Genomic DNA, 25,153 nt, shown 5'->3' with positions numbered 1-25,153 from the left:
AGGAGGGCTCGTAGATCAAGCCTGATCAAGCATCACGGCTCAGTTCGCGGTGTTTTCGGTGCTGTCTTCGCTCATGGAACTGTCTACGTTCTCGGCGTCGTCGGTGGATCCCTGAATCTTGTTACCGAGATCCTGCATGGTGCTGCCGGCGGAGTCCAGCGCATTGGAGGTGGCTTCCTTCGTTGCCTGCCATGCACTCTGGGCACCTTCCTGAGTGCTCTGCCAGGCCTGGTTCAGATCATTCTTGGTGTTGTTCCACCAGGTGTCGGTGTATTCCGGCTGCTCGCTGACCTGGTCCTGGTTGAGGTTCAGATAGACCTCGTACTCGATGTTGTCGAGGCTGTTGCCATTGTGCGTTTCGACACGGAAGTTACCGGTCTCGATGACATACAGGCGATGGCCGGCATTGAGCAGGCTTCCGCTCTCCACCACCAGTGCGGCCAGCTGCATGTCATTGTCGAACAATACATCCTCGACTTCAGCGGCTGCCTCTCCATGGTTATCGGCGGCAAAGACATCGGCGCCGATCAGCTCATCGGCGGAGTAAAGCCCTTGATGGGCGCCATCATCGGCGGCCATTGCGGCACCGTTGATGAAAAGACCGCTGATGAGCAGTGCGCTACCGATACTGCCGGAGGTGAGCTTGAGAGAAGTCTTCATGGGTGTGGCTCCTTGTTATCTGTATGGGGCCGCCTGTCATCGCTGACGGTAACGGCTTTCCCTGGCGTTTTTCCCTGGTGCTTTCCTTTTTAAGTACTTCCCTTTCCACATGGAATGAAGTCCCGCAAAAGGCATGCTGCAGTAGATACCATTACCTGTCGAGAGTTCCTCTCCCGCTGTGCGGTAGCGAGCTCCTTTCCCTGCTGGATTTCATGTCACGTCAGCAAGAGGATGAACAGGTGAGAAAGCTTTTCATTGCTGGTGGGCTGCGAGACAATGCTGCGCCGCATCTGTCATTGATCCGGATCACATCAGGCGCGCGGTGCAGAATGGTGCTGGTCTGACGAGGTATGCTCTTGGAATTGTTGTCTGTCGTCTATCGATACTACCGCTGGCCCTTCATTGGAGTGATGGTCCTCAGTCTGGCCAGTGCGGCGCTGGGCATCGGTGCCATTGCCTTCATCAACCGTCGACTGATCGAGAACGTGGGCGGTCCGATGGGAGTGTTGCCGGAGTTTCTCGGTGTCATCCTCGCGCTATTGGTGGTGACCCTCGCATCACAGTTGGCTCTGACCCTGCTTGGCCATCATTTCGTCTTCGGCCTGCGTGGACGCCTGGTGAAGCGTATCCTCGATACCGATATCGAACGCCTCGAGCGGTTGGGCAGCGCCGAACTGCTGACCAGCCTGTCCAGCGATGTACGCAATATCACCATTGCCTTCGTGAGACTACCGGAGCTGGTTCAGGGCATCATTCTGACGATCGGTTCGGCGCTCTATCTGGGCTGGTTATCGCCTTCGCTATTGCTGGTCACCTCCTTATGGGTGGCGATCACCATTATCGGTGGTTCGTTGCTGGTATCCAGGGTCTACCGACATCTCGCCCGGGTGCGTGAGGCTGAGGAGCGGCTGTATCGCGATTATGAGTCTGTCATCCATGGTCGCAAGGAACTGGCGCTTAATCGTGGCCGCGCACGCCGCCTGTTCGAGGAGTCCTTCATCGGCAACGCCCGGGACTACCGTGATCAGGTGGTGCGTGCCGATACCTACCATCTGAGTGCCGTCAACTGGTCGAACATCATGATGCTCGGTGCCATCGGCATCGTGTTCTTTCTTGCCAATGGCCTGGGCTGGGCGACCACTGGGGTGGCAGCCACCTACTCACTGACACTGCTGTTTCTGCGTACACCACTGCTTCAGGCGGTGGGGGCGCTGCCGACGCTGTTGAGCGCTCAGGTGGCCTTCAACAAATTGCACCAACTGCAACTCGCCGAGCATGACGACGCCTTCCATATACAGGAAGCCTTGCCGGGAGACTGGCAGACGTTGTCGCTGGAAAACGTGTGTTTCCAATATGGTACCAGTGATGTCGGCAGGGGAGTGGGTGGAGAAGTTGGTGGAGAAGTTGGTGGAAAAGCGGGCAGAGAAGGATTCCGTGTCGGCCCCATCGACCTGGTGTTGCGTCGTGGTGAACTGGTGTTCCTGATCGGCGGTAACGGCAGTGGCAAGTCGACGCTGGCGCGGTTGCTGACCGGGCTCTACCGTCCGGAGAGTGGTGAAATCCATCTCGATGGCAAGCCGGTAAGTGACGAACAGCTCTGCGCCTGGCGGCAGCGCTTTTCGGCGGTATTCACCGACTTCCATCAGTTCGACCAGTTGATCGGTCAGGACGGTGGTCAGGCTGATCCACGCCTGGTGGAGGATTGGCTCGAGTATCTTGCCATGCGCGAGAAACTCCATTTCGATGGGCAGCGAGTCACCAACCCGGAGTTATCCCAGGGGCAGCGCAAGCGCCTGGCGTTGTTGATGGCGGTAGCCGAGCAGCGCGACATTCTGTTGCTGGACGAGTGGGCGGCGGACCAGGATCCACAGTTTCGACGTGTCTTCTATCGCGATCTATTGCCACGCCTGCAGCAGATGGGCAAAACCATCCTCGCCATCAGCCATGACGATCACTACTTCCAGCATGCCGACCGTCTACTCGAGATGCGCAACGGCAAACTCTTCGAATTGACGGGAGCCCTCCGAGATGAAGTCAGTCTCGATGCGGTAGCGCGTCTGGACAAGATCTGAGTGTCGCGGAGCTACCCGGACAATTGTGCCTGATCAGGAAAAGGTATCTTGAGGCACCATTGTCAAACATCGTTGCTGCTTGCACCTGTTCAGGCTTTTGACGCTGAGTGTAACTATGTTACTGAAAATAAGGAATAATATTGGCGATTAAGGTTGAAAGGTAGGCAACATACGCCGGGCGGACAAGATTTTGCCTCGATTGCGTTTACAAATGTTAATGATTAGCATGCAGTCTGCATCTTCCGATATGCATTGACCTTGCCTGCTCCCATTACATTCGCAATCCGAGACAAGAACATCATGATCTGCTCATCTCCATTCCTGAAGTTGTCGCCACTGGCGGTGGCAGTTCGCTGTGGCCTGGGACTCTCCCTGGCTGGCCTTGCTCCTGCTGCTGTTGCCCAGTCCGAAGACGTCGCCGACGTCGATACCCAGACCATGGTGGTATCCGCCACGGCACTGAAGGTAGAGACTCCGGTACTGGAGACGCCTCGTTCGACATCTGTCGTGACACGGGGTGAACTTGATGACCATGCGGTCAACAAGTACGACGAGACCTTCCGGTATCGGAGTGGAGTGCTGTCTCAACCCTATGGCCAGGACAACAAGGCTGACTGGTTCTTCATTCGAGGCTTCGATGCCAACGGTTCTACCTATCAGGATGGCTTACGACAGTTCCGTGAAGGTGGGTATTTCTGGTGGAGTACCGAGCCATTCGGCCTGGAAAGTGTCGAGCTACTCAAGGGGCCAGCGTCGATTCTATACGGCGAGGCACCTCCTGGCGGCGTTATCAATGCTGTCAGCAAGCGCCCAACGGACGAACAGCAAAGCTTGATTGAGCTGCAGTATGGCACCAATGATCATGAACAGGTGGGCGTGGACACCTCGGGCCCGCTGACCGAGAGCGGAGATGTTCGTTATCGTGTGGTGGGGTTGTTCCGCTCTGAAGACGGTGAAATCAATGACACCGATAATGAGCGAGTGTACTGGGCTCCGAGTCTGGCCTGGGATATCAATGACGACACCACCATTACCTTCCTTGCGAGTTACCTCAAGGATCACGGTACGCCGACAAATGGCTTCAGGCTTCCGTATGGCACCGTCGACGATACGCCCTTTGGTCATGTGGATCCCGAGGATAATCTCGGTGAGCCGGATTACGAGCGCCAGGAGCATGAGCAGTGGGCATTGGGTTACGAGCTGACCCATCGCCTGAATGATAATTGGGACTTGTTGCAGAACCTGCGTTACAGCCAGCTCGACTTGCTTGAGCGAGATGTATATGTGTCCTATATGCAGGATGAACGCAATGCCGCGCGCGGCTTGACTTATCGTGATGGCGACTATGAAGCTTTTACTGTCGATAACCGAGCGATAGGTCGCTGGTACACGGATCGTACCGAGAATACGTTGCTGCTGGGGCTGGATTATCAGTACTTGGATATAAATTACGACAAGTACGATTTTGCTGGTTCTATTGGGCCTGTCGATATATTTGACCCACAGCATGGGAACTATGTGCCTGCGGATCGAAACGCCGGTACCGAGCACGAGGAGGGAAAAGAACAGGTTGGGGTGTATGCCCAGAACCAGTTACGCCTTGATGATCGCTGGATCTTCCTTGCTGGAGTTCGTCACGACAGTGTGGATATTACCAATCGCCAGAAAGGCGCCGGGAGCCAGGATAGTGATGCCAGTAACACGTCATTTTCCGCAGGTGTTATGTATCTCGGTGATTACGGAATCTCTCCATACCTGAGTTACAGTGAGTCATTTATCACGAACATCGGCAGTGACCCAGATGGCAATGCATATGCACCCAGTGAAGGCGAGCAGTGGGAGCTGGGGGTGAAATATGCGCCAGATTGGCTTGATGGGTATATGACGGCAGCTGTGTTTGACCTCAAGGAAAGCGACACGCTTTATACCAGTGGTGAGTCGAGCAATCGTCAGGGTGGTGAACGGCATTCGCGGGGTTTCGAGCTTGAGGGGATTGGTTATTTGACCGATAATCTCAAGCTGACAGCAGCCTACACCTATACGGATGTCCGCGTTGACATCGGCTCCGAAAGTGATCTCAAGGACCTGCGTGCCGGCCTGGTTCCGCGCAACCAGGCTTCGGTCTGGATGGATTATTCCTTCAATGGTGCATTGCACGGCCTCAATGTTGGAGGGGGCGTTCGTTATGTCGGCGAGTCGGTTGATAGCCCACAGTACTCTGACACCAAGGTAGACAACTACACTCTGGTTGATGCCAAGGTGCGTTACGACATCACTCCAAACTGGACGGCTCAAGTCAACGTCAATAACTTGACCGATGAGGACTATGTTGCTGGGTGCGATTACTGGTGCTACTACGGTGAGTCGCGCAGTGTGATCGGCAGTCTGACCTATCGTTTTTGACCACCGTTTCTGATCAGCGCTGACTGATGTATTTATCGCCCGGCTTGTGCCGGGCGATATTGTTTATGGCTTAGCGCTGTTCCGTGTCTTGGCGCTGTTTCCCTGAGGTATCAATCCCGGCCTGTTTCAGGCGCTGCTGGTCGGTCTGCTGGCTGAATTTCTGCAACAGCACACGCAGTTTGGGAGCTATCCAGCGTTCGCAGAAAGGGCGCTGGGGATTGCGGTAGAAGTAATCATGATACTGCTGCTCCGAGGGTCGGAAGGCCGCGAAGGGCAGTACCCGTGTCACCAGGGGCGCATCGAAGTCCGCCTGTCGTTCAGCGAGAATCCGCTGTGCGTCGATACTCTGTTGTTGATCGAAGACATATACCGCCGACCGATAGCGCTCGCGCCGGGAGTGTTCGGCAGTACAGTGATGGGTATGTAGATGGATCTCGACAAGCACCGCCAACGGGATATGTACCGGATCGAAGTGAACGATCACTGCCTCGGAGAAGTCCGTTTCAGCGTGATGTTCATCGTGGCTGGCGACGAACCCCTGCTCGACCTTCTCGACGCCAAGCAGGGACTGGAAGACTGCCTCCATGCACCAGTAACAGCTGCCGCCAAAGGCAATACGTTGATGGGATTCGTTCATCCAGGGAGACTCGGGTGATGGAGGTTCCATGGTGGCGGCTGTTCACTATCGGAGCAACGTTGTTTTTCGAGGCTGGAGGCTGCGTCAGCGCCTACTCAACCCCCACATGAAGTAACTGCCGCCGATGATCGATGCCATCAAGCCTGCCGGGATCTCCTGGGGGAACATCAACTGACGGCCCAGCCAGTCGGCGAAGACCATCAACAGTGCGCCCAGCAGGGCAGCGCCCAGCAGGTGGAAGCGGGCTCGCGACAGCCCGAGCATGCGGGTCATGTGCGGTGCCAGTAGACCGACGAACGACAGTGGCCCGACCACCAGAGTGGCACAGGCGGTCAACAGCGCCACCAGTGCCAGCAGGCCGAGGCGTGCACGCTCGACATCGATACCCAGGGCGCGAGAGGTTGCCGCTCCCAATGGCAGGATGTCCAGCCAGCGAGCCAGGGGCAGAGCCACCAGCGCCGCGATCAGAGCCAGACCGATGACCACCAGCGACGAACTGGAGTCGACGTAGTAGGTGGAACCGGACAGCCAGGCGATGACCTGCTGGCCACGAGGGTCGCCACCGGCCAGAGCGATGGCACGTACGCCATCGAATATAGCGGTAATGGCCACACCGCACAGCAGCAGACGCTCAGGCTGGAAGCCGCTGCGGCGGTTGAGCAACACCAGCACCAGCAGTGTGACAAGGGCGCCAAGTGTGCCAGCACTTACCAACAGCAGATTGCCGGGCCCCGGGACGATAAATACCGTGATCATCAGCGCGATGGCAGCGCCACCGCTGATGCCCAACAGTTCGGGGCTGGCCATGGGGTTGGCCGTGATTCGCTGGATCAGGGTGCCGGCAATGGCCAGCAGAATGCCACTGCCGGCGGCGGCCAGCAGGCGTGGCCAACGCCACTCCAGTACCTCGGGCATCAGCGTCAGCGACCACTGGGCATCGCCGTGCTCGGCGGTGTGTCCGGCCATCAAGGCGATCAACACAACGACCATCAGCGCCAGTCCAAAGGTCAGCAGTCGGCGCCATGGCAGCGGATGACGAGGCCCCAGTGACGGAGCTTGAACGGGAGGGCGGCCCTGGGTCAGGCGCAGGCGCGGGATCAGCCACAGCAACAAGGGGGCGCCAAGGATGGCGGTGGTGGCACCGGTGGGAATCAATGCCGCCGCCTGGCCAGCGAGCTTCTGCAGCAGCAGATCGGCCGTTGCCAGTAACAGGGCACCGATGATGATTGACCACCACAGGCGCTGGCCAAGTCGGCGAGCACCCGCCATACGGGCGATATTGGGGGCGGCGAGGCCGATAAAGCCAATCACACCAACGCTACCTACCACGGCACCGGTCAGGAATATCGCCACGCCAAGTCCGGACAGACGCAGGAAACGCAGTGACACGCCGAGACTGCGCGCACTGGCATCATCCAGCTCGAGCAATGCCAATGGACGCGTCAGCCAGATAGCGGCGGCACCTGCGATGACAAGGCGTGGCAGCAGGTAACTGACGTTGTCCCAGCCGTTCTGGGCCATGGAGCCGGCACCCCACACCAGCAGCCCCTTGAGCTCTTCCTGGTGAAACAGCAGCGTCACCACACTGATGGCACCGAAGTACAGGTTGACCACCAGCCCCGCCAGCACCACGACACCAGGCGTCAGGCGTCGCCAACTGAGCGCGAAAACCAGTGCCATGGCGGCAGCACCACCAGCCAGTGCCACCCACTCGCGGCCCAGAACCAGCAGGCCCGGAGCCAGCAGTGTGGCCATCATCAGTGCCAGATTGGCACCACTGGCGACGCCGAGGGTGGTCGGCGAGGCCAGCGGGTTACGCAGCACCTGCTGCATCAGCACGCCAGCCAGCCCCAGTCCTCCACCGGCCAACAGCGACATTGCCAGGCGTGGCCACCAGCTGTAATGCAGCACCAGCGATTCCGCGCCGGATGAACTCAGAGATACCAGGTTGTCCAGCGCAGCGCCGATACCGCCCAGCGAGGTCAACGTCAGCCAGCCACAGGTGAGGCATAGCACCAGCAGCAGCAGGGTGGTGCGGGCCGGTGTCAGCATGCGGTCAGTGGCCTGCATCGGCGCTTGCTCCTTCTGTGCTGTCCCTTTCTGTGCTTGCCTCTGCACTCTCGTTGGCGGTCTCGTTGGCGGTGATGGCACTCACCAGAGTTTCGGCAAAACGGGTTGCTGAAGGTAGGCTACCGAAGCTCCACACCGGGGGCAGGGTGAGGACATCACCGCGCTTCACACTGCCGAGGTGCTGCCACAGGCCACTGGCCTCCAGCGCCTCGCTGACACCTGCCGGTAGAGGCTCAACTACCACCAGTCGGGCCTCGTCGAGGGACGCCAGGTGCTCGATGCCCACCAGGGTGAAGCCCCAGGCATTGGTTGTCTCCTGCCAGGCGTTGTCCAGGCCGAGTTGTTCCATGACAGCCACGAACAGTGAGCCGGCACCGAACACGCGGACATGGCGGGCGTCCATGAACTGCACGGCAATCAGCGGCCTGGTGTCATGCGGGACAAGGGCTGAGAGCTCATCCATGCGTGCATCGGTAGCCGCAATCAGTTGTTCCGCTTCGGTCTGATGGCCGCTCAACTCACCCAACTGTCGCGTCAGGCTCTGCAACTCCGGCCACACCTCTGTACCAGGGGTATAGAGTGAGTAAGTCCTCACTGGGGCGATTTCCGACAGTAACGGTTCCAGGTTGCTGAACATGGGCGAGATGATGATCTCGTCCGGCTGCAGAGAGGCCAGCAGTTCCATGTTGGGTTGCGTGCGCAGCCCGAGGTCCGTGACGCTGTCGGGGACGTCTTCGCCCACCCAGGCAACATAATCATCGATCTGGGCCAGTGACTGGGGCGGTGCATCGAGTGCCACCAGCGTTTCGGCGAGGGTCCAGTCGAGACTGGCGATACGGGGTGTCGCCAGAGCGTTACCGATGGACAGAGCATCCGCCAGCATAATGACCACTGTCAGCCTGCCCACTATGAGAGGGAGCCGTGCGAGCGAAGAATGCGAGACCTTGTACATGGAGGGGTGGGCCAGAGTAGAGGAAATGCGAAACATGGGAGAGGACGGATCAGGCTCCATCAGTGAACCAGTGCCACCTGGTGCTGGCCACCCGGGTGCGGCATGACCTGCATGGGAATGCCGTAGATGTTCTCGAGCAGATCGCTGTGCATCAGCTTGTCCGGCCCACCTTCGGCAATGACCTTGCCGCTGTGCAGTGCCACTAGATGATCGCAGTAGCGCGATGCCATGTTGATGTCGTGCAGTACGATGATGACGCCGAGCCCCAGTTCATGGGTCAGAGTGCGCACCAGCGACATGACCTCGACCTGATGGGCAATATCCAGTGCTGCAAGGGGTTCATCGAGCAGCAGCAGGCGACTGCCCTGGGCCAGCAGCATGGCCAGCCAGACTCTGGTGCGTTCGCCGCCGGAAAGAGTGTCAACCAGACGGTCGGCAAAAGCCTCGGTATGGGTCAGCGCCATGGCGCGTTCGATATGTTCCGCGTCGTCACGGTTGGAGCGCCCGAGCAGTCCTTTCCACGGATAGCGACCGAAGCCGATCAGCTCACGGCAGGTCAGACTTTCGGCGCTGGGCAGATGCTGGGGGAGATAGGCGACTTCCCGGGCGAAGGCACGACGCCCCCAGTCCGAGAGGGGACGACCGTTGAAGCAGACGCGTCCGCTGCTGGCAGGCTGCTGTTGGGCAAGGAGCTTGAGTAGCGTCGACTTCCCGGAGCCGTTGTGTCCGATCAGGCCGTGAACCTTGCCGGCCTCGAATCCGAGGCTGGTGGGGTGCAACAAGGTTCTGCCCTGGACCGCGAAGGTCGCAGCCTGAAGTTCGAACATTCCGGGCTCCATATGGCGCTGCCGAAGAATCTCGACGGCAGGGTAACAGGAAAATAGATAGGAATGGTTATCAATTTTGCTCTGGTTGTCAATCCGCCGTGGCCGATGGCAGGGTCGCGCTGCGATACGGTGTATGCTTGAAATGTCCGGCACAGAAGTGACAAGGTAGAGAGATGAAATATGAGCGGCACAGCATATTGACGAACCAGGCAAGCAGCAGATAGAACAGGCGGATAGAATAGATGGATTGTTCAGGCTGCCTTGACCGGCGGTACCTGTCAGAGGTTTCCCGACAGCTGTAGCGAGAATGTCTTGTCTTTCCTATAGTGTCTTGTCTTTTCTGTAGATAGTATGTTTCCCGTTATCAAGCCAGCTGGCGGCCGGGGTTGAGTTCTTTTGCCCTCGCCACCAGAACAATATCCGACACGGAAGGAGGTATCACCATGGCACACACACTGCCCGATCTACCCTATGCCTACGACGCACTGGAACCCTCCATCGATGCGATGACCATGGAGATCCACTATTCGCGTCACCATCAGACCTACATCAACAACCTCAACGCTACCCTGGAAGGCACTGGCCTCGAGGACGTTCCGGTTGACGAACTGGTGGCCAACCTGGATCGCGTGCCGGCCGACAAGCGCCAGGCGGTGATCAACAACGGTGGCGGTCACTCCAACCACTCCTTCTTCTGGACCGTCATGTCGCCGAACGGTGGTGGCCAGCCGAAGGGCAAGGTGGCGGAAGCCATCGAAAGCGAACTGGGTGGCTTCGAGGCATTCAAGGAAGCCTTCACCAAGGCGGCCCTGACTCGCTTCGGTTCCGGCTGGGCGTGGCTGAGTGTCGACGCCAACGGCAAGCTGGTGGTCGAGAACTCTCTCAACCAGGACAGCCCGCTGATGAACGGCAACACGCCGGTGCTGGGTCTGGACGTGTGGGAGCACGCCTACTACCTGAAGTACCAGAACAAGCGTCCTGACTACATCGCCGCGTTCTTCAACGTGGTCGACTGGGACGAAGTCGAGCGTCGTTACCAGGCGGCCACTGCCTGAGCGATAGCCGACTGATACTGCTGCTGCAGTATCCTTCGTTGGCGGCTTGACCGCCTTGCGAACCGCGGCCCCGGAGACGGGGCCGCGGTTTGTCGTTGAGCCCGCTGATAACCATTCTCTTGCTCAGGAAGCTCCGCCCCATGTCCACTTCCGGGAGTCTTCAGGCGCTGGGACGCCTGCTGCGCTATGCCCGTGGCTATCGCCGAACCATCATTGCCGCGACCTGCTGTTCCGTCATCAACAAGCTGTTCGATATTGCGCCGGAAATCCTCATCGGTGTGGCCATAGATGTGGTGGTCAATCAGGAGCAGAGTTTCGTCGCACGGCTGGGCTTCGAGTCAGCGCACTCGCAGATCATCATGCTCGGCGTGCTGACCTTCCTGATCTGGGCGGGCGAATCGATCTTCGAATATCTCTATCAGATTCTATGGCGCAACCTGGCGCAGCGGCTGCAGTCCGACCTGCGCCAGGACGCCTATGAGCACGTCCAGCGTCTCGACATGGGCTTCTTCGAGAGCCACTCCAGTGGGACACTGGTGGCGACCATGAACGATGACGTGAACCAGCTCGAGCGCTTCCTCGATGGTGGCGCCAACTCCATGGTGCAGGTGGCCGTAACCGTGGTCGCGGTGGGCGCCGTCTTTGTGGTGTTGTCGCCGTTGATCGCGCTGCTGGCCTTTACGCCGATCCCATTGATCCTGTGGGGGGCCTTCGTTTTCCAGCGCAAGGCTGCTCCGCTGTATGCCGATGTGCGTGAGAAGGTCGGCGTGCTGTCCAGCCGTCTGTCGAACAACCTGCAGGGCATTGCCACCATCAAGAGCTTTACCGCTGAACACCGCGAGGCACAGCGTCTGCGTGAGGACAGCGAAGCCTATGTCGAAGCCAATCGTCAGGCGATACGCATCAGTTCAGCGTTCATTCCGGTGATTCGCATGGCCATCCTCACCGGCTTTCTGGCGACCTTTACGGTCGGTGGCATGATGGCCCTGCGTGGTGATCTCAACGTCGGCGCCTATGGCGTGCTGGTATTTCTTACCCAGCGGCTGCTGTGGCCATTGACCGGATTGGCTCAGGTCATCGACCTGTTCGAACGCGCCATGGCCAGCACCAGGCGCATCCTCGACCTGATCGCCACACCGATTCGTGTCAGCGATGACGGCGACCAGGCATTGCCGCAGCCGGTGCGCGGTGAAGTGAGTTTCCGTGCTGTCAGCTTCCACTATCCCGGTACCGGTACCGGTACCGGTGCCGGCATCGACGGGATCGATCTGCAGGTGGCGGCCGGCAGCACGCTGGCGCTGGTCGGTGCAACCGGCTCGGGCAAGTCGACGCTGATCAAGCTGTTGTTGCGCTTCCATGACCCGGATAGCGGTGACGTCTGTCTCGACGGAATGGAAATCAAGCAGTTGCGTCAGAGCGAGCTGCGCCAGGCGATTGGCCTGGTCAGTCAGGATGTGTATCTGTTCGAGGGCAGCATCCGTGACAACATCGCCTATGCGCGACCCGAGGCCAGCGATGACGAAGTGATCGCGGCGGCTCGCACCGCCGAGGCATGGGACTTCATCGAACGTCTGCCCGAGGGGCTGGAAACCCTGGTCGGCGAGCGGGGTGTGCGGCTCTCCGGTGGTCAGCGACAGCGTCTGTCATTGGCACGGGCATTGCTCAAGGACCCACCGATACTGGTGCTCGATGAAGCCACCAGCGCCGTCGACAACGAGACCGAAGCTGCCATCCAGCGCTCTCTGGCACGCATCGGCAGCGAACGTACCGTGATCATGATCGCCCACCGGCTTTCGACCATCGTGCACGCCGATAGCATCCTGGTGCTGGAGCATGGCCGGGTGGTCGAGCAGGGACGGCATGATGAGCTGCTGGCTCGAGATGGTCGCTACGCGGCCCAGTGGCGTGTGCAGACCGGGGAACTGGTCGAACCACAGGAGCTGCCACTGCAATAGGAACTGCGACCGGTTCCCTGCCGGGCCGAGGGCCCGGCTCAATTCATCGCCTGGGGCAGCCAGGTCGCGATGCCAGGGAAGGCATACATCAGGGCGATGGCCACCAGCATCAGCAGGAAGAAAGGAATGGTTGCCCGGGTGATGTACATGATGTCGCGTCCGGTCAGACTCTGGATCACGAACAGGTTGAAGCCGACCGGTGGCGTGATCTGCGACATCTCGACGACGATCACTAGATAGATACCGAACCAGATCAGGTCGAAACCAGCCACTTCGATAACCGGCATGATGATCGAGGTCACCAGCAGAATCAGCGAGATGCCATCGAGGAAGCAGCCAAGTACCAGCAGGAACAGCGTCAGCACCACCAGCAGGGCCATCGGCGACAATCCCAGGGCACCGATCTGCTCGGCGAGATCCATCGGCAACTGGGTGAAACTCATCGCCGAGGACAGAAAGGATGCGCCTGCGATGATGAAGGCGATCATGCAGGAGGTGCGCACGGCAGCGAACAGCGCTTCCTTGAAGGTATGCCAGCTGAAATGCCCGTTGAACCGAGCAATCAGCATCGACAGTACAACCCCGGAAGCCGCCGCTTCGGTGGGCGAGGCCAGGCCGCCGTAGATACTGCCAAGAATTCCACCGATCAGGGCCAGCAGGGGCAGCAGTTCCAGGCTGCCACGCAGTTTCGTGGTCAATGGCGTATGGCCTTCATGACGACCGGCCAGACCCTTGCGCTCACCGACCAGCACCGACCAGCCGATGACATAGGCCATGAACAGCCCCAGCAGCATGATGCCGGGTCCGACACCGGCGATGAACAGCCGCGAGATCGACTGCTCGGTGACCACGCCGTAGACGATCATCATGATCGAGGGTGGGATCAACAGGCCGAGCGTCGAGGCACTGGCCAGGGTACCGATGGCCAATTGTTCGTCGTAGTTGCGGCTCTTCAGCTCCGGCAACGTCATCTTGCCGACGGTGGCGCAGGTCGCCGCCGAGGACCCGCACACGGCGGCAAACAGACCACTACCGATGATATTGGAATGCAGCAGTCGGCCCGGCACGCGGCCCAACCAGGGCGAGAGTGCCCGGAACATGTTGTTGGCCAGTCCGGAGCGAAACAGGATCTCGCCCATCCAGACGAACATCGGCAGGGCGGTGAGATCCCAGCCATAACTGGCGCCCCAGAAATCCGAGGCCAGAATCGGCCCCGGTGCCAGCGGGAAGAACAGGCTCAGCACCAGCCAGCCGGTCCCCAGCAGAGCATAGGCGATCCAGACGCCGCTGCCGAGCAGCACGGCCAGGGCAACAAGGGTAACGATACTGATCACAAGCATGGGGTCAGGTCTCGCGGCAGCTCATTCATGGGCGTCAATATCCAGCGGTGCAATCAATGTCCAGCAGCGGTGTAATCAATGTCCAGCAGAGGTGTCGTCATCCGCTGGCTGGTAACTGGAAGGCGAGGTAAAGGCCGTTCTTGCGGTCATCCACAGTGCTTCCAGCAGGGCCAGGTTCATCAGTGCCATACCGATCAACAGCACCAGTTGGGGGATCCAGATCGGAATCGCCAGCAGGCCCGAGGAGACATCATTGAACTCAATGCTCTCCCGCATGAGCGCCCACAGCGAAACACACAACAGCAGGTTCAGCGCGGTGGCGACCAGTAGACAGAACAGCTCCGTGAAGGCCCGGATCGCTGCCGGTAGCCGTTGGATGACCAGCGACATACGGATATGGGCGTGATGGGTGAAGGTGTAGGCCATGCCGAGAAAGGTGGCGCCGACCAGCAGAAAGGAGGCCAGCTCGGAGACTCCCGTGACCTCGATGCCCAGCCGCGAGCTGCCGAACAGTACCAGCAGGGCATCGACCAGGCGGAACAGCACCTGTAGCGATACCAGCCCACAGATGGCCACCATCGATATGGCGGCACCAAGGCCGCCGAGGCGGTACAACGGCATGAGACGGAATGACATGGGGAAGCCCTCTCTACGAACGACTCACTACGAGCGACTGGCCAGGAGCGGAAGGCGACGACATCCTGCGCTCAGTCGCCAACCGCTCGTAGCTTGTGACTCACAGTCGATGGTTTACTGCAGCGAGGCGCGATATTTCTCGACCAGCTGTCTGGCGCCGGCGTCTGCGCGGCTTTCCCATTCCTCGAACAGCTCGTCACCAGCGGCCTGGAGGGCTCCGGCTACCGCTTCGTTGGGGGACGAAATGCTGATGCCGTGTTCGGTCAGCGCCTGGGTGCTACCGGCCGCGTCGGCCTTGCTGGCCTCCCAGCCTCGTTGCTCGGCGGCTTCTGCAGCATCGAGAACCGCTTGCTGGACATCCGCATCAAGGCTCTCGAAGGCTTGGCGGTTGACGAACACGATGTTCTTGGGAATCCACAGGTTGGCATCGCTGAAGTGACTGACATAGTCCCAGGCCGCCATGGATTCGCCGGTGGAGACCGAGGTGATCATGGCGTCAACGCGTCCTGTGGAGAAGGCGGTGGGGATGTCCGACTCTTCGGTTTCGGTGGGCAGGCCGCCGAGATTCTCGGTCAAACGCTGGGTATTGATGTTGGGAGCACGCACTCGCAGCCCCTGGAACTGGGCCGGGTCATTGAGCTCGAAATCGGTGTAGATACCCTGCGACGGCCAGGGAACCGCATATAGCGGCATCAACCCCTGATGGTCGAAGAGCATCTCCACCGCAGGCTTGCTGGCCTGCCACAGTTGCCAGGCTTCATCGTAGCTGCCGGCCAGTCCCGGTAGGGTATCCAGTTCGAAGACGGTGGACTCGTTGGAGAGAATCGACAGGAACACCTCGCCTGCCTGCACCGTGCCACGTCGCACCGACGGTTTGATCTCACCATGGCTGATCAGCGAGCCACCGGAGTGCACGTTGATATTGAGCTCGCCGCCAGTGGCCTCGCGGACATCTTCGGCAAACTGTTTGGTATTGACCGTATGGAAGCTGGCATCGCCGTAGGGCGTGGCCAGGTTCCAGTCCGCGGCGTTGGCGGACCCCGCGACAAGCGCAAGGGCGACGGCAGTGGCCAGAGATGTTGGCGTGGAAATCGTCATCGTCGAAAGCTCCTGTATTGTTGTTGGATATTGGCGTTACTGGATCTATTCCACCGGCCCCATGAGTCGAGAGGTGTCGCATCAACTCGGAGCAGCTGCCTTCAGCCCGGTGCAAAGGTTAGTTCAGCCTGGTGCAAGGGACAGTTGAAAGGCAACTCCACGCAGCAGCGGATGACGATACCCCTCAGCTTACCCTCATGCCTTCTTGAACAACTGCGTCTCCCGATCCTTGAAGGCCTTGAATTCCAGCGCATTGCCGGAGGGATCTTTGAAGAACATGGTGGCCTGTTCGCCGGGCTCGCCCTTGAAGCGGATATAGGGTTCGATCTCGAACTCGACGCCGTGAGACTTGAGCTTGTCGGCCAGCGCCTGCCAGGCAGCCATTTCCAGTACCACTCCGAAGTGGGGGACCGGTACGCCGTGGCCATCCACCGGATTCTTGTGAGCAGCGGCAGCCGCATCCTTGAGAGCCGGATTCAGGTGGCAGACAAACTGGTGGCCATAGAGATCGAAATCGACCCAGGCGTTGGAAGAGCGACCTTCCGGGCAACCGAGGAACTCACCGTAGAACTGGCGGGCTTCCTCGATATCACGGACCTGGATGGCAAGGTGGAAGGGATCGGATACGGCCATGAGGGTTCTCCTGTTATCGTGGCTTTGTTGGTCAGAGTCCCTGTGATTCTTTGCCCGGACTGCCATCGGCGTCAACGATTTATCCGAATTCACTCCAGCGCAACAGCGTTGGACGAGGGCCTGCCAACAGCGATAGATTCGTTATCAATGATTGAATTCGGCGATGATCGAGTCGAGCAATGGCTGTCCAGGCCAGTGCAACAACGAATCAAATACAACAACGATTGAGGATTTCCCATGACGATTCCGTTACTTAACTGTGATGTGGGCGAGAGTTTCGGCGCCTGGCAGATGGGGCGTGATGCCGATGTCATGGCCTTCATCGACTGCGCCAATATCGCCTGTGGTTTTCATGCCGGTGATCCGGACGTGATGCGCCGCACCGTCGGGTACGCGGTGGCCAATGACGTCCGTGTCGGTGCCCACCCTGCCTATCCCGACCTGGTCGGATTCGGCCGCCGTAGCCTGGCGGTCTCACCGCAGGAAGCCGAGAACCTGGTGCTCTATCAGATTGGTGCGCTGGATGCGGTGTGCCGGGCCGAAGGCACTCGGGTGAGCTATGTCAAACCCCATGGCGCCCTGTACAACGATATGGCACGGGACCTGACACTGCTGCGTGCCACCATGCGCGCGGTCAAGGCCTACGATCCCGAGTTGCCGTTATTGGTGATGTCCACGGCGGATACCGGCGCCCTTCGCGACCTGGCGCAGGAGGAGGGCATCACGCTGTGGTTCGAGGTCTTTGCCGACCGCGCCTATGACGGCGAAGGACGTCTGGTGTCTCGGCGCGAGCCGGATGCGGTCCACCATGATGAAGCCACCATCGTCCAGCAGGCCGTGACCCTGGCCCGGGGGGAAGCTCTCATCGCCCGTAATGGCCGGCCGCTGCAACTGGCTGCGGATACGCTCTGTGTTCACGGTGACAATGAAAGCTCGGTGGCCGCGGTTCGTGCCATTCGCGAGGCCTTTGATGCACTGGAGGGCGCGTGAGCAGGAGCCCGCTGATGCCACGGCTGGAAACCGTGGCTTTCGACTCACTGATCGTGCGTCTCTTCGACCGAATCGATGAAGCCCATATGCCCTGGGTACTGGCGGCGGTCGACAGCATCCGGGATGCTCTGGGCGAGCTGGCGCTGGAGGTGGTGCCGTCCTACACCACGGTGCTGGTGCAGATTGACATCAAGCAGTTGGCGCTGCCCGAGGCGCGTGCTCGTCTCTCTCAGGCACTGATGGGCCTGGAACCCCGCGACGGCGAGGCCGGTACGCTGCATGAGATTCCGGTGTGGTATGACGTCTCAGTCGGGCCGGAGCTGCCACTGGTTGCCGAGCGCCTCGGCACCGACATCAATGAAGTGATTCAACGACATACCGCGCGGGATTACAGCGTTTTCGCGCTGGGGTTTGCGCCGGGTTACGGCTTCATGGGGCTGATCGAGGAAGCCATGGCCACACCGCGCCTGAAGACACCACGCCAGAAGGTGGCGGCAGGCAGTGTCGGCATCGCCGATCGTCAGACTGCCATCTATCCTGCACCGTCGCCAGGCGGCTGGAATCTGCTGGGACGAACCGCCGTCAAGCTGTTCGATCGCCAGCGCGAGGGTTACACCCTGTTTCGTCCCGGCGATCGCGTGCGCTTCGTTGCCATCGATCGCGAAGCCTTCATGGCCCAGGGCGGAGATACCACGCCGCAGCCGGGCGTTGGCAGTGAGAGACCCAACGGGGAGGGCCGCTCATGACACTCAGGGTGGAACGTGCCGGTCCTCTGGCGCTGGTGGTGGATGGCGGGCGCCGGGGTGTGCGTCATCTGGGAGTCACCCAGGGCGGTGCCATGGACTGGATTTCATTGGGCTGGGCCAACTGGTTGCTGGGCAATGCCCCGGACGCCGCGGGTATCGAGGTCATGGTCGGGGGCCTGAGCCTGGTGGCCGAGGCAGACACCTTGCTGGCGCTGGCCGGAGCGGATCTGGCAGCCACCGTCGATGGCGCCCCGCTGACGTCAGGCCAGCGTTTTACCTTGAAGGCGGGGCAGACTCTGGCCTTTGGTGGACCGCAATCGGGGCTTAGAGCCTATCTCGCCATACCTGGCGGTGTGCTGGCCGACCCGGTGATGGGCAGTGTCACCAGCACGGTACGCGAAGGGCTGGGCGGGCTCGATGGCCAGGGCAGGACGTTGCAGGTGGCAGATCGTCTGGAGGGGGCGGATCGTCAGGCCAGGCAAGCCTCCCTGGCAAGGCCTGGTCAGTTACCGGAAGAGGCCCGGTCGACACTACCTGCCAGTGGTGTCACTGCTGGTGGTGTCGCTGCTGGTGGTGTCGCTGCTGGTGGTGTCGCTGCTGGTGAGGCCGTAGCTGGTGAGAACATAGCTGGTGAGAAGAACATCGTGCGTCTTGATCTGGTGCCGGGAGCGCAGATTCACGCCTTCAGTGGCACCAGTCTGTTCCGTGCCTTCGAGCAACAGTGGCAGGTTGATCAGCGCGCCGATCGGATGGGAATTCGTTTGACGGGAACGCCGCTGGACTGCGCCATGAGCGGCATGGTCTCGGAGGGCATTCCGTTGGGTGCGGTGCAGGTGCCACCGGATGGTCAGCCGATCATTCTGATGAACGACCGCCAGACCATCGGCGGCTACCCGCGACTGGGCGCCCTGACACCACAGTCCTGCGCACGTCTGGCGCAATGCATGCCCGGTGCCGCCGTGCGTCTGGCGCCGATGTCGCCTGAGCGTGCTCGGCACGAGTATCTGCAGCAACTGGCCATGTGGAAGATGTGAGCGGGGGCTGAGACTGAACCTGAGCCTGAACCAGCGTTCACTTCTTCAATAGCGAGCCCATGATGCCACGCAGTAGTTGCCGTCCCAGGCTGCTGCCCAGGGTGCGCGCCATGCTCTTGACGAAGGCTTCGGTGCTGCTCTGGCGGTTGCTCGAGCGGCGCCCACTCGACTTGCTGGTGCCTCCCTTTTTCTCGGCCTTGGCCTGCTGTTGAGCCTTCTCCTGCTCGGCCATGGCCTTTGCCGTGCGTTCAGCGAGAATCTCGTGGGCCGAACGTGGATCCACCGCATCCCGGTAGCGGCGCAGGTTGGGGTCATGAGCCAGTACTGCCTCGCGTTCCTCATCGGTGACCATACCCATGCGAGACTGGGGCGGGCGCACCAGCACGCGCTCCACCTGAGACGGGATGCCCTTGTCCATCAACGTGGACACCAGGGCCTCACCGACGCCGAGCTCGCTGATCGCAGTGACGGTGTCCAACTCGGGATTCTCCCGGAACGACTGGGCGGCGACGCGTACCGCCTTGCGCTCATTGGGGGTATAGGCACGCAGGGCGTGCTGGACCCGGTTGCCGAGCTGGGCCAGCACGGTTTCAGGGATGTCTGCGGGACTTTGGGTGACGAAGTACACGCCCACTCCCTTGGAGCGGATCAGGCGCACGACCTGTTCGATCTTTTCCAGCAGGGCCTTGGGTGCATCCTTGAACAGCAGATGAGCTTCGTCGAAGAAGAACACCATGATCGGTTTGTCGGGATCACCCAATTCCGGAAGCGTCTCGAACAGCTCCGACAGCAGCCACAACAGGAAGGTCGAGTAGACACGAGGATTCTGGATCAGCGTATCCGCCGCCAGCAGATTGATGATGCCGCGGCCGTCCCGCGTGGTCTGCATGAAGTCATCCAGCTGCAGCGCCGGCTCACCGAAGAAGGCTTCGCCACCTTCCCGTTCGAGCATCAGCAGGCGGCGCAGGATGGCATTGACCGATGATTTGGCCACGCCGTAACCCGCCCCCAGTTCCTTGCCGTGCTCGGCGAGGTATTCCAGCGTAGAGCGCAGATCTGCGAGGTCCACCAGCAGCATGCCCTCGCTGTCGGCGAACTCGAATACCAGCGTCATCACGCCTTCCTGAGTGTCATTGAGATCCATCAGGCGTGACAGCAGCTGCGGGCCCATTTCCGACACCGTGGTGCGCACCGGAGTCCCCTTCTTCGCAAACAGGTCCCAGTAGGCCACTGGATATCCACGGGCCTGGTAGTCATCGATGCCGATGGCCTGCAACCGTTCATCGACCTTGGGGTGCGCTTTACCAGCCTGGCTCATGCCTGAGATATCGCCCTTCACATCGGCTAGAAACACTGGCACGCCGAGGTCAGAAAAGCCCTCGGCCAGGCATTGCAGGGTCACCGTCTTGCCGGTACCGGTGGCGCCTGCCACCAGCCCGTGTCGGTTGGCGTAGCGTGGATTCAGATAGACCTTGCCGGCATCGCAGCCGCCAATCAGGATTCCCTGCGTCATGACTGCCCTCGAGTTCAGAAAAGCCCGGGCTGATCCGGGCAAACCGCCCATCGACATCATAGGCAGCTTGCGCGGGGTTTGTCATGGCAGGGTGCAGGGCGACACCGGCAGAAGCGGTATCAGAAGCGGTAGGACACCGTGGCTTCGACGCTGCGCTCCGCACCGAAGTAGCAGAACTCCAGCGAGTTGCACGAAGCGACATAGTCCTTGTCCAGCAGGTTGTTGACGTTGAGGCGTGCCGAGACACCCTGCAGGCCCACATTGCTGAAATCGTAGCCGAGGGTCGCATCGACCAGTGTGTAGTCCGGGACCTTCTCTGTATTGGCACGATCCGCCTGGATATCGGCGTTGTAGCGTACACCAAGGCCTGCGTTCAGACCGGCCAGGGCACCGCCCTTGAAATCACTGCCCTTGAAATCATAGTAGCCCCAGGCGCTGGCCATATGACGCGGCGAGTAGATGGCTTCATTGCCTTCCTCGGTGGGATCATCGCTCTTGCTGTAGGTGGCGTCGGTGAAGGTATAGCCCGCTTGCAGACTGAAGGCATCAGTGATCTGAGTACGTGCTTCCAGCTCGATGCCCTGGGACTCGATCTCGCCGATAGCGCGATAGTCGTCGGTTGGCTGCTCCTTGGTTGCCACGTTCTCCTGAGTGATGTGGAACAGGGCAATGGAGTAGTGGTCACGGGTGCCGGTGGGCTGGTACTTCAGGCCCGCCTCATACTGCTCGCCTTCCATCGGTTTGAGTAGATCGCCATTGGCATCGACGAAGCTGGTTGGTGTGAAGGCAGTGTTGTAGCTGATATAGGGAGACATGCCATTGTCGAAGGCATACAGCAGGCCGACACGACCACTGAACTGGGTATCGTCCAGCGTGCTGGCAGTATCAGAGTCGCGATCGGTGTTCTTGATATCCACCCAGTCATAGCGCCCGCCCAGGGTCAGGTGCCAGCGATCCCACTGCATCTGGTCCTGAAGGTAGATACCGGTCTGGTCGATCTCGTGACGCTCTCGAGTCGAGGCATACATGGCCGTCGGGTCAGCACCATAGCTCGGGTTGAAGGCGTCGATGTTGGGGAAGGCGCCGGACGGCCAGACCACATCATTGTCGCGGGTCTGGTAGTCGACGCCGAACAGCAGCAGATGGTCGAGGTCGCCGGTCGAGACATCCCACTCGAACTGGTTGTCGACGGTCAGCGCAGTGAGGTGCTCATCGGCGCCAGAGAAGTAACGAATCAACTCGTTATCGTTGGCCCAGCCATAGGCATAGACCTGATCCATATCGACATCGGCTTCCAGGTAGCGCAGCTTCTGACGCGCCGTCATGCCGCTGCCGAAGCGATGTTCGAACTCGTAGCCCAGCAGGGTCTGGTCGCGTTCGAACTTGTCGTAGTCGTCTTCGCCTTCATAGAAGGTATTGTCGATGTGCTTGCCGTTGTGGCTACTCACCGTGCCTTCATAGGGCAGACCCGCGTGGTAGCCACCCTCCGGTTGGTGGGAGAGGTACGCATACAGATTCAGGCTGGTGGCATCGGTGATGTCCCAGGTCAACTGAGGGGCGAAGAAGTAGCTCTCCTCCTCGACATGGTCGAACTGGGTATCCGCCGCACTGCCGCGCCCGGTGAGGCGGTAGGCCACACGCTTGTCCTCGCCCAGGGCGCCGGTGACGTCGAAGGCTGCCTCGCGCTGGTTGTTGGTACCGAACCCGAGGCGAATCTCTCCGCTATCCTCGAACTCCGGACGGCGGCTGGTCAGGGCCACGACACCGCCAGGAGACGCGCGACCATAGAGCACTGATGCCGGTCCCTTGACCACCTCAATGGACTCAAGGAACCAGGGGTCGATGGTCAATGAACTGAAGGCTGCACCATCGCCCATCACTTTCATGCCATCGAGGAAAGTGTTGTTGACGCTGCCATCCGAGAAACCGCGCAGCACGATGTAGTCGTAGCGGTTGGAGGCTCCGACCTGGTTGGTGTAGGCGCCCGGTGTGTAGTTGAGGGCACGCTGCACCGTCCGTGCTCCACGCTGATCGTATTCCTCGAAGGTGACCGTTGAAGTGGCTTGAGGCACTTCATTCATGGGCGTGTCGGTCTTGGTAGCCGCATCGCCCACCACGGTCATGGTGGTGAGGGTGGTGTCCTGGGCACTGTTGTTCTGGGTGTTGATGTTCCGGGAATTGGCGTCCTGCTGGTCCTGTGCCAGAGCGCTGGATGAGACGACTGCGGCGATCAGAGCCGCAGCGATGGTCCAGGGCAGTGATGGACGGTTTCTCGAAGGTCTGAACGTCAGCGCCAGCGGTTTGAGCGAGAAGGGGAGTCGGTTGGGGAGCATGGGATCGCGTTACCAGTCGATGTTATGGATCGCACCAGGGTGCGGCCGTATTTTGGTAATGCGAATTATTACATTTCGTAACTGGTTGGCGGTTATGCCGGGTGCCAAAGATGTTATGCCGGATGTCAAAGGTATCGTGCGGCAGGCCTGGTTGGTGGTAAGGCCAGGCTGAAGCGCGCCGCACTATGTACAGGGAAGCTCAACGGTGTGTGAGCCAGCGATGGCAGGTTGAGTCTGCGCATCGCCATTTCAGGCGGGGGTGACCTTATCGATGAGCCTTACCGATGAAACTGCTTCTCGCGCTCGGGTTGCCACAGGATGGCATCGACACGCAGTTTCACTGCTCCGTTGTTGGGCAGCGGCCAGTGGATGACGTCGCCCACCTTGAGGCCAATCAAACCGGCACCTATCGGCGCCATGACGGAAATAGCGTCGTCGACCGATTCCAGAGAGTGGGGATAGACGAGCGTACGAATCATCTGCCGACCGCGGGTCAGGTCAGTGAAGCGAATCCGGCTGTTCATGCTCACGATATTGTCTGGAATCATTTCCGGGTCGAGCACCGTGCCCCGCGCCAGTTCCTCATCCAGCAGTTCTGCAACGGCCCGTTCCTTGTCCGTGGCATCATCGATCAGGCGTTGCAGGCGCTCGGCATCGAGACGGTTGATGATGATAGGAGGACGTTGTTCCATTTTACTCTCCTGGGAAAGCAATTGAATCCATGAAATAATTTTACGCTAGCCAATAAAAACAGCCCTTCCCGATAAAGAAGGACTGTTTGATACCGCCAGTCTATGCGATCTGTAAAAGGAAAGCGACTACATAACACCCTGCTCAATCATGGCATCGGCAACCTTTTTGAAACCGGCGATGTTGGCACCAAGAACCAGATTGGTGGGATCGCCAAATTCTTCAGCAGTTGTCGCGCATTGCTGGTGAATATTGGCCATTATCTGTTGAAGTTTTTCATCGACTTTTTCAATTGGCCACTGTTCCATACCGCTGTTCTGTGCCATTTCCAGTTGGCTGGTGGCAACGCCACCTGCATTGGCGGCCTTGCCGGGGCCGTAGGCAATTTTCTCCTCAAGAAACAAGTCAACAGCCTGTTTGGTGGAGGGCATGTTGGCACCTTCGCTGATGCAATATACACCTTGAGAGAGCAGTGACCTGGCATCGGCTTCAGTGAGCTCGTTCTGGGTCGCACAGGGAAAGGCGACATCAGCGGCGATACGCCAAACGGCATGGCCATCCTGCGGATAGTCGCGAACAGAGATGTATTGAGCATCGGGGTGATCGTGCAGGTAATCCTCAAGCGATGTGCGCCGTACCTCCTTCAACTGCTTGAGCAGGTCAAGATCGATACCCTTCGGGTCGTACACGGTGCCACGGGAGTCACTGCACGTCACGGGCAGCGCATCCAGCTCGTAGAGCTTCTCGATGGCATAGATGGCAACATTCCCCGCTCCCGATACCAGGCAGGTCTTGCCTTTCAGGCCGTCCCCACGAGCGGCCAGCATGTTCTGGGCAAAATAGACGGCACCGTAGCCGGTGGCTTCCTTACGACCGAAGGAACCTCCCCAATTCAGCCCCTTGCCGGTGAGTACACCTTCGTAGCGACCGGTGAGCCGTTTGTATTGACCGAATAGATACCCGATCTCCCGGCTGCCGACGCCGATGTCACCTGCTGGTACATCACAGGTCGGCCCGATATGACGATGCAATTCAGTCATGAAGGCCTGACAGAAGCGCATGATCTCATTGTCGGACTTTCCCTTGGGATCAAAATCCGATCCGCCTTTACCACCACCGATGGGAAGGCCCGTAAGTGCATTCTTGAAGATCTGCTCGAATCCAAGAAACTTGATCGTGCCGGATGTCACACTGGGATGAAACCGAAGTCCACCTTTATAGGGGCCAAGTGAGGAGTTGAACTGAACACGATAACCCTTGTTGACATGTATGCGTCCGGCGTCATCCACCCAGCTGATACGAAACAGAATCTGGCGCTCCGGTTCGACGATACGTTCGATAATGCTGTGATCGTGATAGTGAGGAAAACGCTCGATAAGAGGACGAAGACATTCCAGTACTTCTTCGGCTGCCTGATAGAACTCTGCCTGGGCTGGGCTGCTGTGTTTCAGGCGGGCAAGGGTGTCGTGAACGTAGGGCATAGGGGGAGTATACCGTTGCAATGATAAA

At 59.6% G+C, this 25,153-nt stretch carries 20 protein-coding genes; 7 read left to right on the top strand and 13 right to left on the bottom strand.

The window, feature by feature from the left end; all coding sequences use genetic code 11:
* Positions 1-39 precede the first annotated feature (39 nt).
* Entirely contained in the window at positions 40-660 is a 621-nt protein-coding gene (locus BUE38_RS06260) for a PRC-barrel domain-containing protein (RefSeq protein WP_073434140.1), read from the bottom strand.
* Positions 661-1,016: 356 nt separating this feature from the next.
* Between BUE38_RS06260 and BUE38_RS06255 the strand changes: the two genes are divergently transcribed.
* Positions 1,017-2,732 (top strand): multidrug ABC transporter permease/ATP-binding protein, encoded by a 1,716-nt coding sequence (locus tag BUE38_RS06255; RefSeq protein WP_073434210.1) that lies wholly within the window; start codon positions 1,017-1,019, stop codon positions 2,730-2,732.
* Between the two features lie 300 nt (positions 2,733-3,032).
* A complete protein-coding gene (locus BUE38_RS06250; RefSeq protein WP_073434139.1) occupies positions 3,033-5,135 on the top strand; it encodes a TonB-dependent siderophore receptor in 2,103 nt (700 codons plus the stop codon).
* A gap of 70 nt (positions 5,136-5,205) precedes the next feature.
* Here BUE38_RS06250 and BUE38_RS06245 read toward each other — a convergent pair whose 3' ends face one another.
* From BUE38_RS06245 to BUE38_RS06230, 4 genes are all read right to left on the bottom strand, one after another.
* Positions 5,206-5,772: a peptide-methionine (S)-S-oxide reductase gene (locus BUE38_RS06245; RefSeq protein WP_073434138.1), complete on the bottom strand. Its 567-nt coding sequence runs from the start codon at positions 5,770-5,772 to the stop codon at positions 5,206-5,208.
* A gap of 84 nt (positions 5,773-5,856) precedes the next feature.
* Complete coding sequence (gene fhuB, locus BUE38_RS06240; RefSeq protein ID WP_073434137.1) at positions 5,857-7,842, bottom strand: Fe(3+)-hydroxamate ABC transporter permease FhuB; 1,986 nt, start codon at positions 7,840-7,842, stop codon at positions 5,857-5,859.
* Positions 7,829-8,725 carry an iron-siderophore ABC transporter substrate-binding protein gene (locus BUE38_RS06235; protein WP_084541781.1) on the bottom strand — a complete coding sequence of 299 codons (897 nt, stop codon included), beginning with the start codon at positions 8,723-8,725 and terminating at the stop codon, positions 7,829-7,831. The genes fhuB and BUE38_RS06235 overlap by 14 nt, the downstream gene beginning before the upstream one ends.
* 128 nt (positions 8,726-8,853) lie before the next feature.
* Complete coding sequence (locus BUE38_RS06230) at positions 8,854-9,621, bottom strand: ATP-binding cassette domain-containing protein (RefSeq protein WP_073434136.1); 768 nt, start codon at positions 9,619-9,621, stop codon at positions 8,854-8,856.
* Positions 9,622-10,064: 443 nt separating this feature from the next.
* Here BUE38_RS06230 and BUE38_RS06225 point away from each other — a divergent pair, with 443 nt between their 5' ends.
* Both BUE38_RS06225 and BUE38_RS06220 read left to right on the top strand, forming a co-directional pair.
* Positions 10,065-10,676 carry a superoxide dismutase gene (locus BUE38_RS06225; protein WP_073434135.1) on the top strand — a complete coding sequence of 204 codons (612 nt, stop codon included), beginning with the start codon at positions 10,065-10,067 and terminating at the stop codon, positions 10,674-10,676.
* 140 nt (positions 10,677-10,816) lie between these two features.
* Complete coding sequence (locus BUE38_RS06220) at positions 10,817-12,631, top strand: ABC transporter ATP-binding protein (RefSeq protein WP_073434134.1); 1,815 nt, start codon at positions 10,817-10,819, stop codon at positions 12,629-12,631.
* A 38-nt stretch (positions 12,632-12,669) separates the two neighbouring features.
* Here BUE38_RS06220 and BUE38_RS06215 read toward each other — a convergent pair whose 3' ends face one another.
* The 4 genes from BUE38_RS06215 to BUE38_RS06200 form a co-directional block, all read right to left on the bottom strand.
* Positions 12,670-13,971, bottom strand: coding sequence for a TRAP transporter large permease (locus BUE38_RS06215; protein ID WP_073434133.1), 1,302 nt, complete (start codon positions 13,969-13,971; stop codon positions 12,670-12,672).
* A 75-nt stretch (positions 13,972-14,046) separates the two neighbouring features.
* On the bottom strand, positions 14,047-14,607 hold the full coding sequence (locus tag BUE38_RS06210; protein ID WP_073434132.1) for a TRAP transporter small permease: 561 nt from the start codon (positions 14,605-14,607) through the stop codon (positions 14,047-14,049).
* A gap of 114 nt (positions 14,608-14,721) precedes the next feature.
* The gene (locus BUE38_RS06205) at positions 14,722-15,705 is read right to left on the bottom strand and encodes a TRAP transporter substrate-binding protein (RefSeq protein WP_073434131.1); all 984 of its coding nucleotides are present in this window, start codon (positions 15,703-15,705) and stop codon (positions 14,722-14,724) included.
* A gap of 195 nt (positions 15,706-15,900) precedes the next feature.
* Positions 15,901-16,338, bottom strand: a complete 438-nt coding sequence (locus BUE38_RS06200) for a VOC family protein (RefSeq protein ID WP_073434130.1) — start codon at positions 16,336-16,338, stop codon at positions 15,901-15,903.
* A 237-nt stretch (positions 16,339-16,575) separates the two neighbouring features.
* Here BUE38_RS06200 and BUE38_RS06195 point away from each other — a divergent pair, with 237 nt between their 5' ends.
* The 3 genes from BUE38_RS06195 to BUE38_RS06185 are packed head-to-tail and all read left to right on the top strand — an operon-like array spanning position 16,576 to position 19,108.
* Positions 16,576-17,328, top strand: a complete 753-nt coding sequence (locus BUE38_RS06195; RefSeq protein WP_073434129.1) for a 5-oxoprolinase subunit PxpA — start codon at positions 16,576-16,578, stop codon at positions 17,326-17,328.
* Between the two features lie 11 nt (positions 17,329-17,339).
* Positions 17,340-18,074 carry a 5-oxoprolinase subunit PxpB gene (gene pxpB / locus BUE38_RS06190; RefSeq protein WP_073434208.1) on the top strand — a complete coding sequence of 245 codons (735 nt, stop codon included), beginning with the start codon at positions 17,340-17,342 and terminating at the stop codon, positions 18,072-18,074.
* Positions 18,071-19,108, top strand: coding sequence for a 5-oxoprolinase subunit C family protein (locus tag BUE38_RS06185; RefSeq protein ID WP_073434128.1), 1,038 nt, complete (start codon positions 18,071-18,073; stop codon positions 19,106-19,108). The genes pxpB and BUE38_RS06185 overlap by 4 nt, the downstream gene beginning before the upstream one ends.
* Positions 19,109-19,145: 37 nt before the next feature.
* On the opposite strand, the gene BUE38_RS06180 is transcribed toward BUE38_RS06185, so the two are convergent.
* The 4 genes from BUE38_RS06180 to gdhA all read right to left on the bottom strand — a co-directional run bounded on the left by BUE38_RS06180 (position 19,146) and on the right by gdhA (position 25,125).
* On the bottom strand, positions 19,146-20,621 hold the full coding sequence (locus tag BUE38_RS06180) for a helicase HerA-like domain-containing protein (protein ID WP_073434127.1): 1,476 nt from the start codon (positions 20,619-20,621) through the stop codon (positions 19,146-19,148).
* 119 nt (positions 20,622-20,740) lie between these two features.
* Positions 20,741-22,744: a TonB-dependent siderophore receptor gene (locus tag BUE38_RS06175; protein WP_234986802.1), complete on the bottom strand. Its 2,004-nt coding sequence runs from the start codon at positions 22,742-22,744 to the stop codon at positions 20,741-20,743.
* Positions 22,745-23,232: 488 nt separating this feature from the next.
* Entirely contained in the window at positions 23,233-23,646 is a 414-nt protein-coding gene (gene rnk / locus BUE38_RS06170; RefSeq protein ID WP_073434126.1) for a nucleoside diphosphate kinase regulator, read from the bottom strand.
* 126 nt (positions 23,647-23,772) lie between these two features.
* A complete protein-coding gene (gene gdhA / locus BUE38_RS06165; RefSeq protein WP_073434125.1) occupies positions 23,773-25,125 on the bottom strand; it encodes an NADP-specific glutamate dehydrogenase in 1,353 nt (450 codons plus the stop codon).
* Between the last annotated feature and the right edge of the window lie 28 nt (positions 25,126-25,153).

The sequence above is a fragment of the Halomonas cupida genome (assembly GCF_900142755.1).
Taxonomy (GTDB): Bacteria; Pseudomonadota; Gammaproteobacteria; order Pseudomonadales; family Halomonadaceae; genus Halomonas; species Halomonas cupida.
This window is presented reverse-complemented; position numbering and strand designations above follow the sequence as displayed.

Excerpts from the sequence above, each read along its gene's own strand:
- BUE38_RS06230 (WP_073434136.1), bottom strand. The coding sequence starts at position 9,621 with ATGTTCGAACTTCAGGCTGCGACCTTCGCGGTCCAGGGCAGAACCTTG.
- BUE38_RS06245 (WP_073434138.1), bottom strand. The coding sequence starts at position 5,772 with ATGAACGAATCCCATCAACGTATTGCCTTTGGCGGCAGCTGTTACTGG.
- BUE38_RS06225 (WP_073434135.1), top strand. The coding sequence starts at position 10,065 with ATGGCACACACACTGCCCGATCTACCCTATGCCTACGACGCACTGGAA.
- BUE38_RS06250 (WP_073434139.1), top strand. The coding sequence starts at position 3,033 with ATGATCTGCTCATCTCCATTCCTGAAGTTGTCGCCACTGGCGGTGGCA.
- BUE38_RS06195 (WP_073434129.1), top strand. The coding sequence starts at position 16,576 with ATGACGATTCCGTTACTTAACTGTGATGTGGGCGAGAGTTTCGGCGCC.
- BUE38_RS06205 (WP_073434131.1), bottom strand. The coding sequence starts at position 15,705 with ATGACGATTTCCACGCCAACATCTCTGGCCACTGCCGTCGCCCTTGCG.
- BUE38_RS06180 (WP_073434127.1), bottom strand. The coding sequence starts at position 20,621 with ATGACGCAGGGAATCCTGATTGGCGGCTGCGATGCCGGCAAGGTCTAT.
- BUE38_RS06220 (WP_073434134.1), top strand. The coding sequence starts at position 10,817 with ATGTCCACTTCCGGGAGTCTTCAGGCGCTGGGACGCCTGCTGCGCTAT.
- BUE38_RS06260 (WP_073434140.1), bottom strand. The coding sequence starts at position 660 with ATGAAGACTTCTCTCAAGCTCACCTCCGGCAGTATCGGTAGCGCACTG.
- gdhA (WP_073434125.1), bottom strand. The coding sequence starts at position 25,125 with ATGCCCTACGTTCACGACACCCTTGCCCGCCTGAAACACAGCAGCCCA.
- BUE38_RS06210 (WP_073434132.1), bottom strand. The coding sequence starts at position 14,607 with ATGTCATTCCGTCTCATGCCGTTGTACCGCCTCGGCGGCCTTGGTGCC.
- BUE38_RS06215 (WP_073434133.1), bottom strand. The coding sequence starts at position 13,971 with ATGCTTGTGATCAGTATCGTTACCCTTGTTGCCCTGGCCGTGCTGCTC.
- BUE38_RS06235 (WP_084541781.1), bottom strand. The coding sequence starts at position 8,725 with ATGCTGGCGGATGCTCTGTCCATCGGTAACGCTCTGGCGACACCCCGT.
- BUE38_RS06175 (WP_234986802.1), bottom strand. The coding sequence starts at position 22,744 with ATGACCGTGGTGGGCGATGCGGCTACCAAGACCGACACGCCCATGAAT.
- fhuB (WP_073434137.1), bottom strand. The coding sequence starts at position 7,842 with ATGCAGGCCACTGACCGCATGCTGACACCGGCCCGCACCACCCTGCTG.
- BUE38_RS06185 (WP_073434128.1), top strand. The coding sequence starts at position 18,071 with ATGACACTCAGGGTGGAACGTGCCGGTCCTCTGGCGCTGGTGGTGGAT.
- rnk (WP_073434126.1), bottom strand. The coding sequence starts at position 23,646 with ATGGAACAACGTCCTCCTATCATCATCAACCGTCTCGATGCCGAGCGC.
- BUE38_RS06200 (WP_073434130.1), bottom strand. The coding sequence starts at position 16,338 with ATGGCCGTATCCGATCCCTTCCACCTTGCCATCCAGGTCCGTGATATC.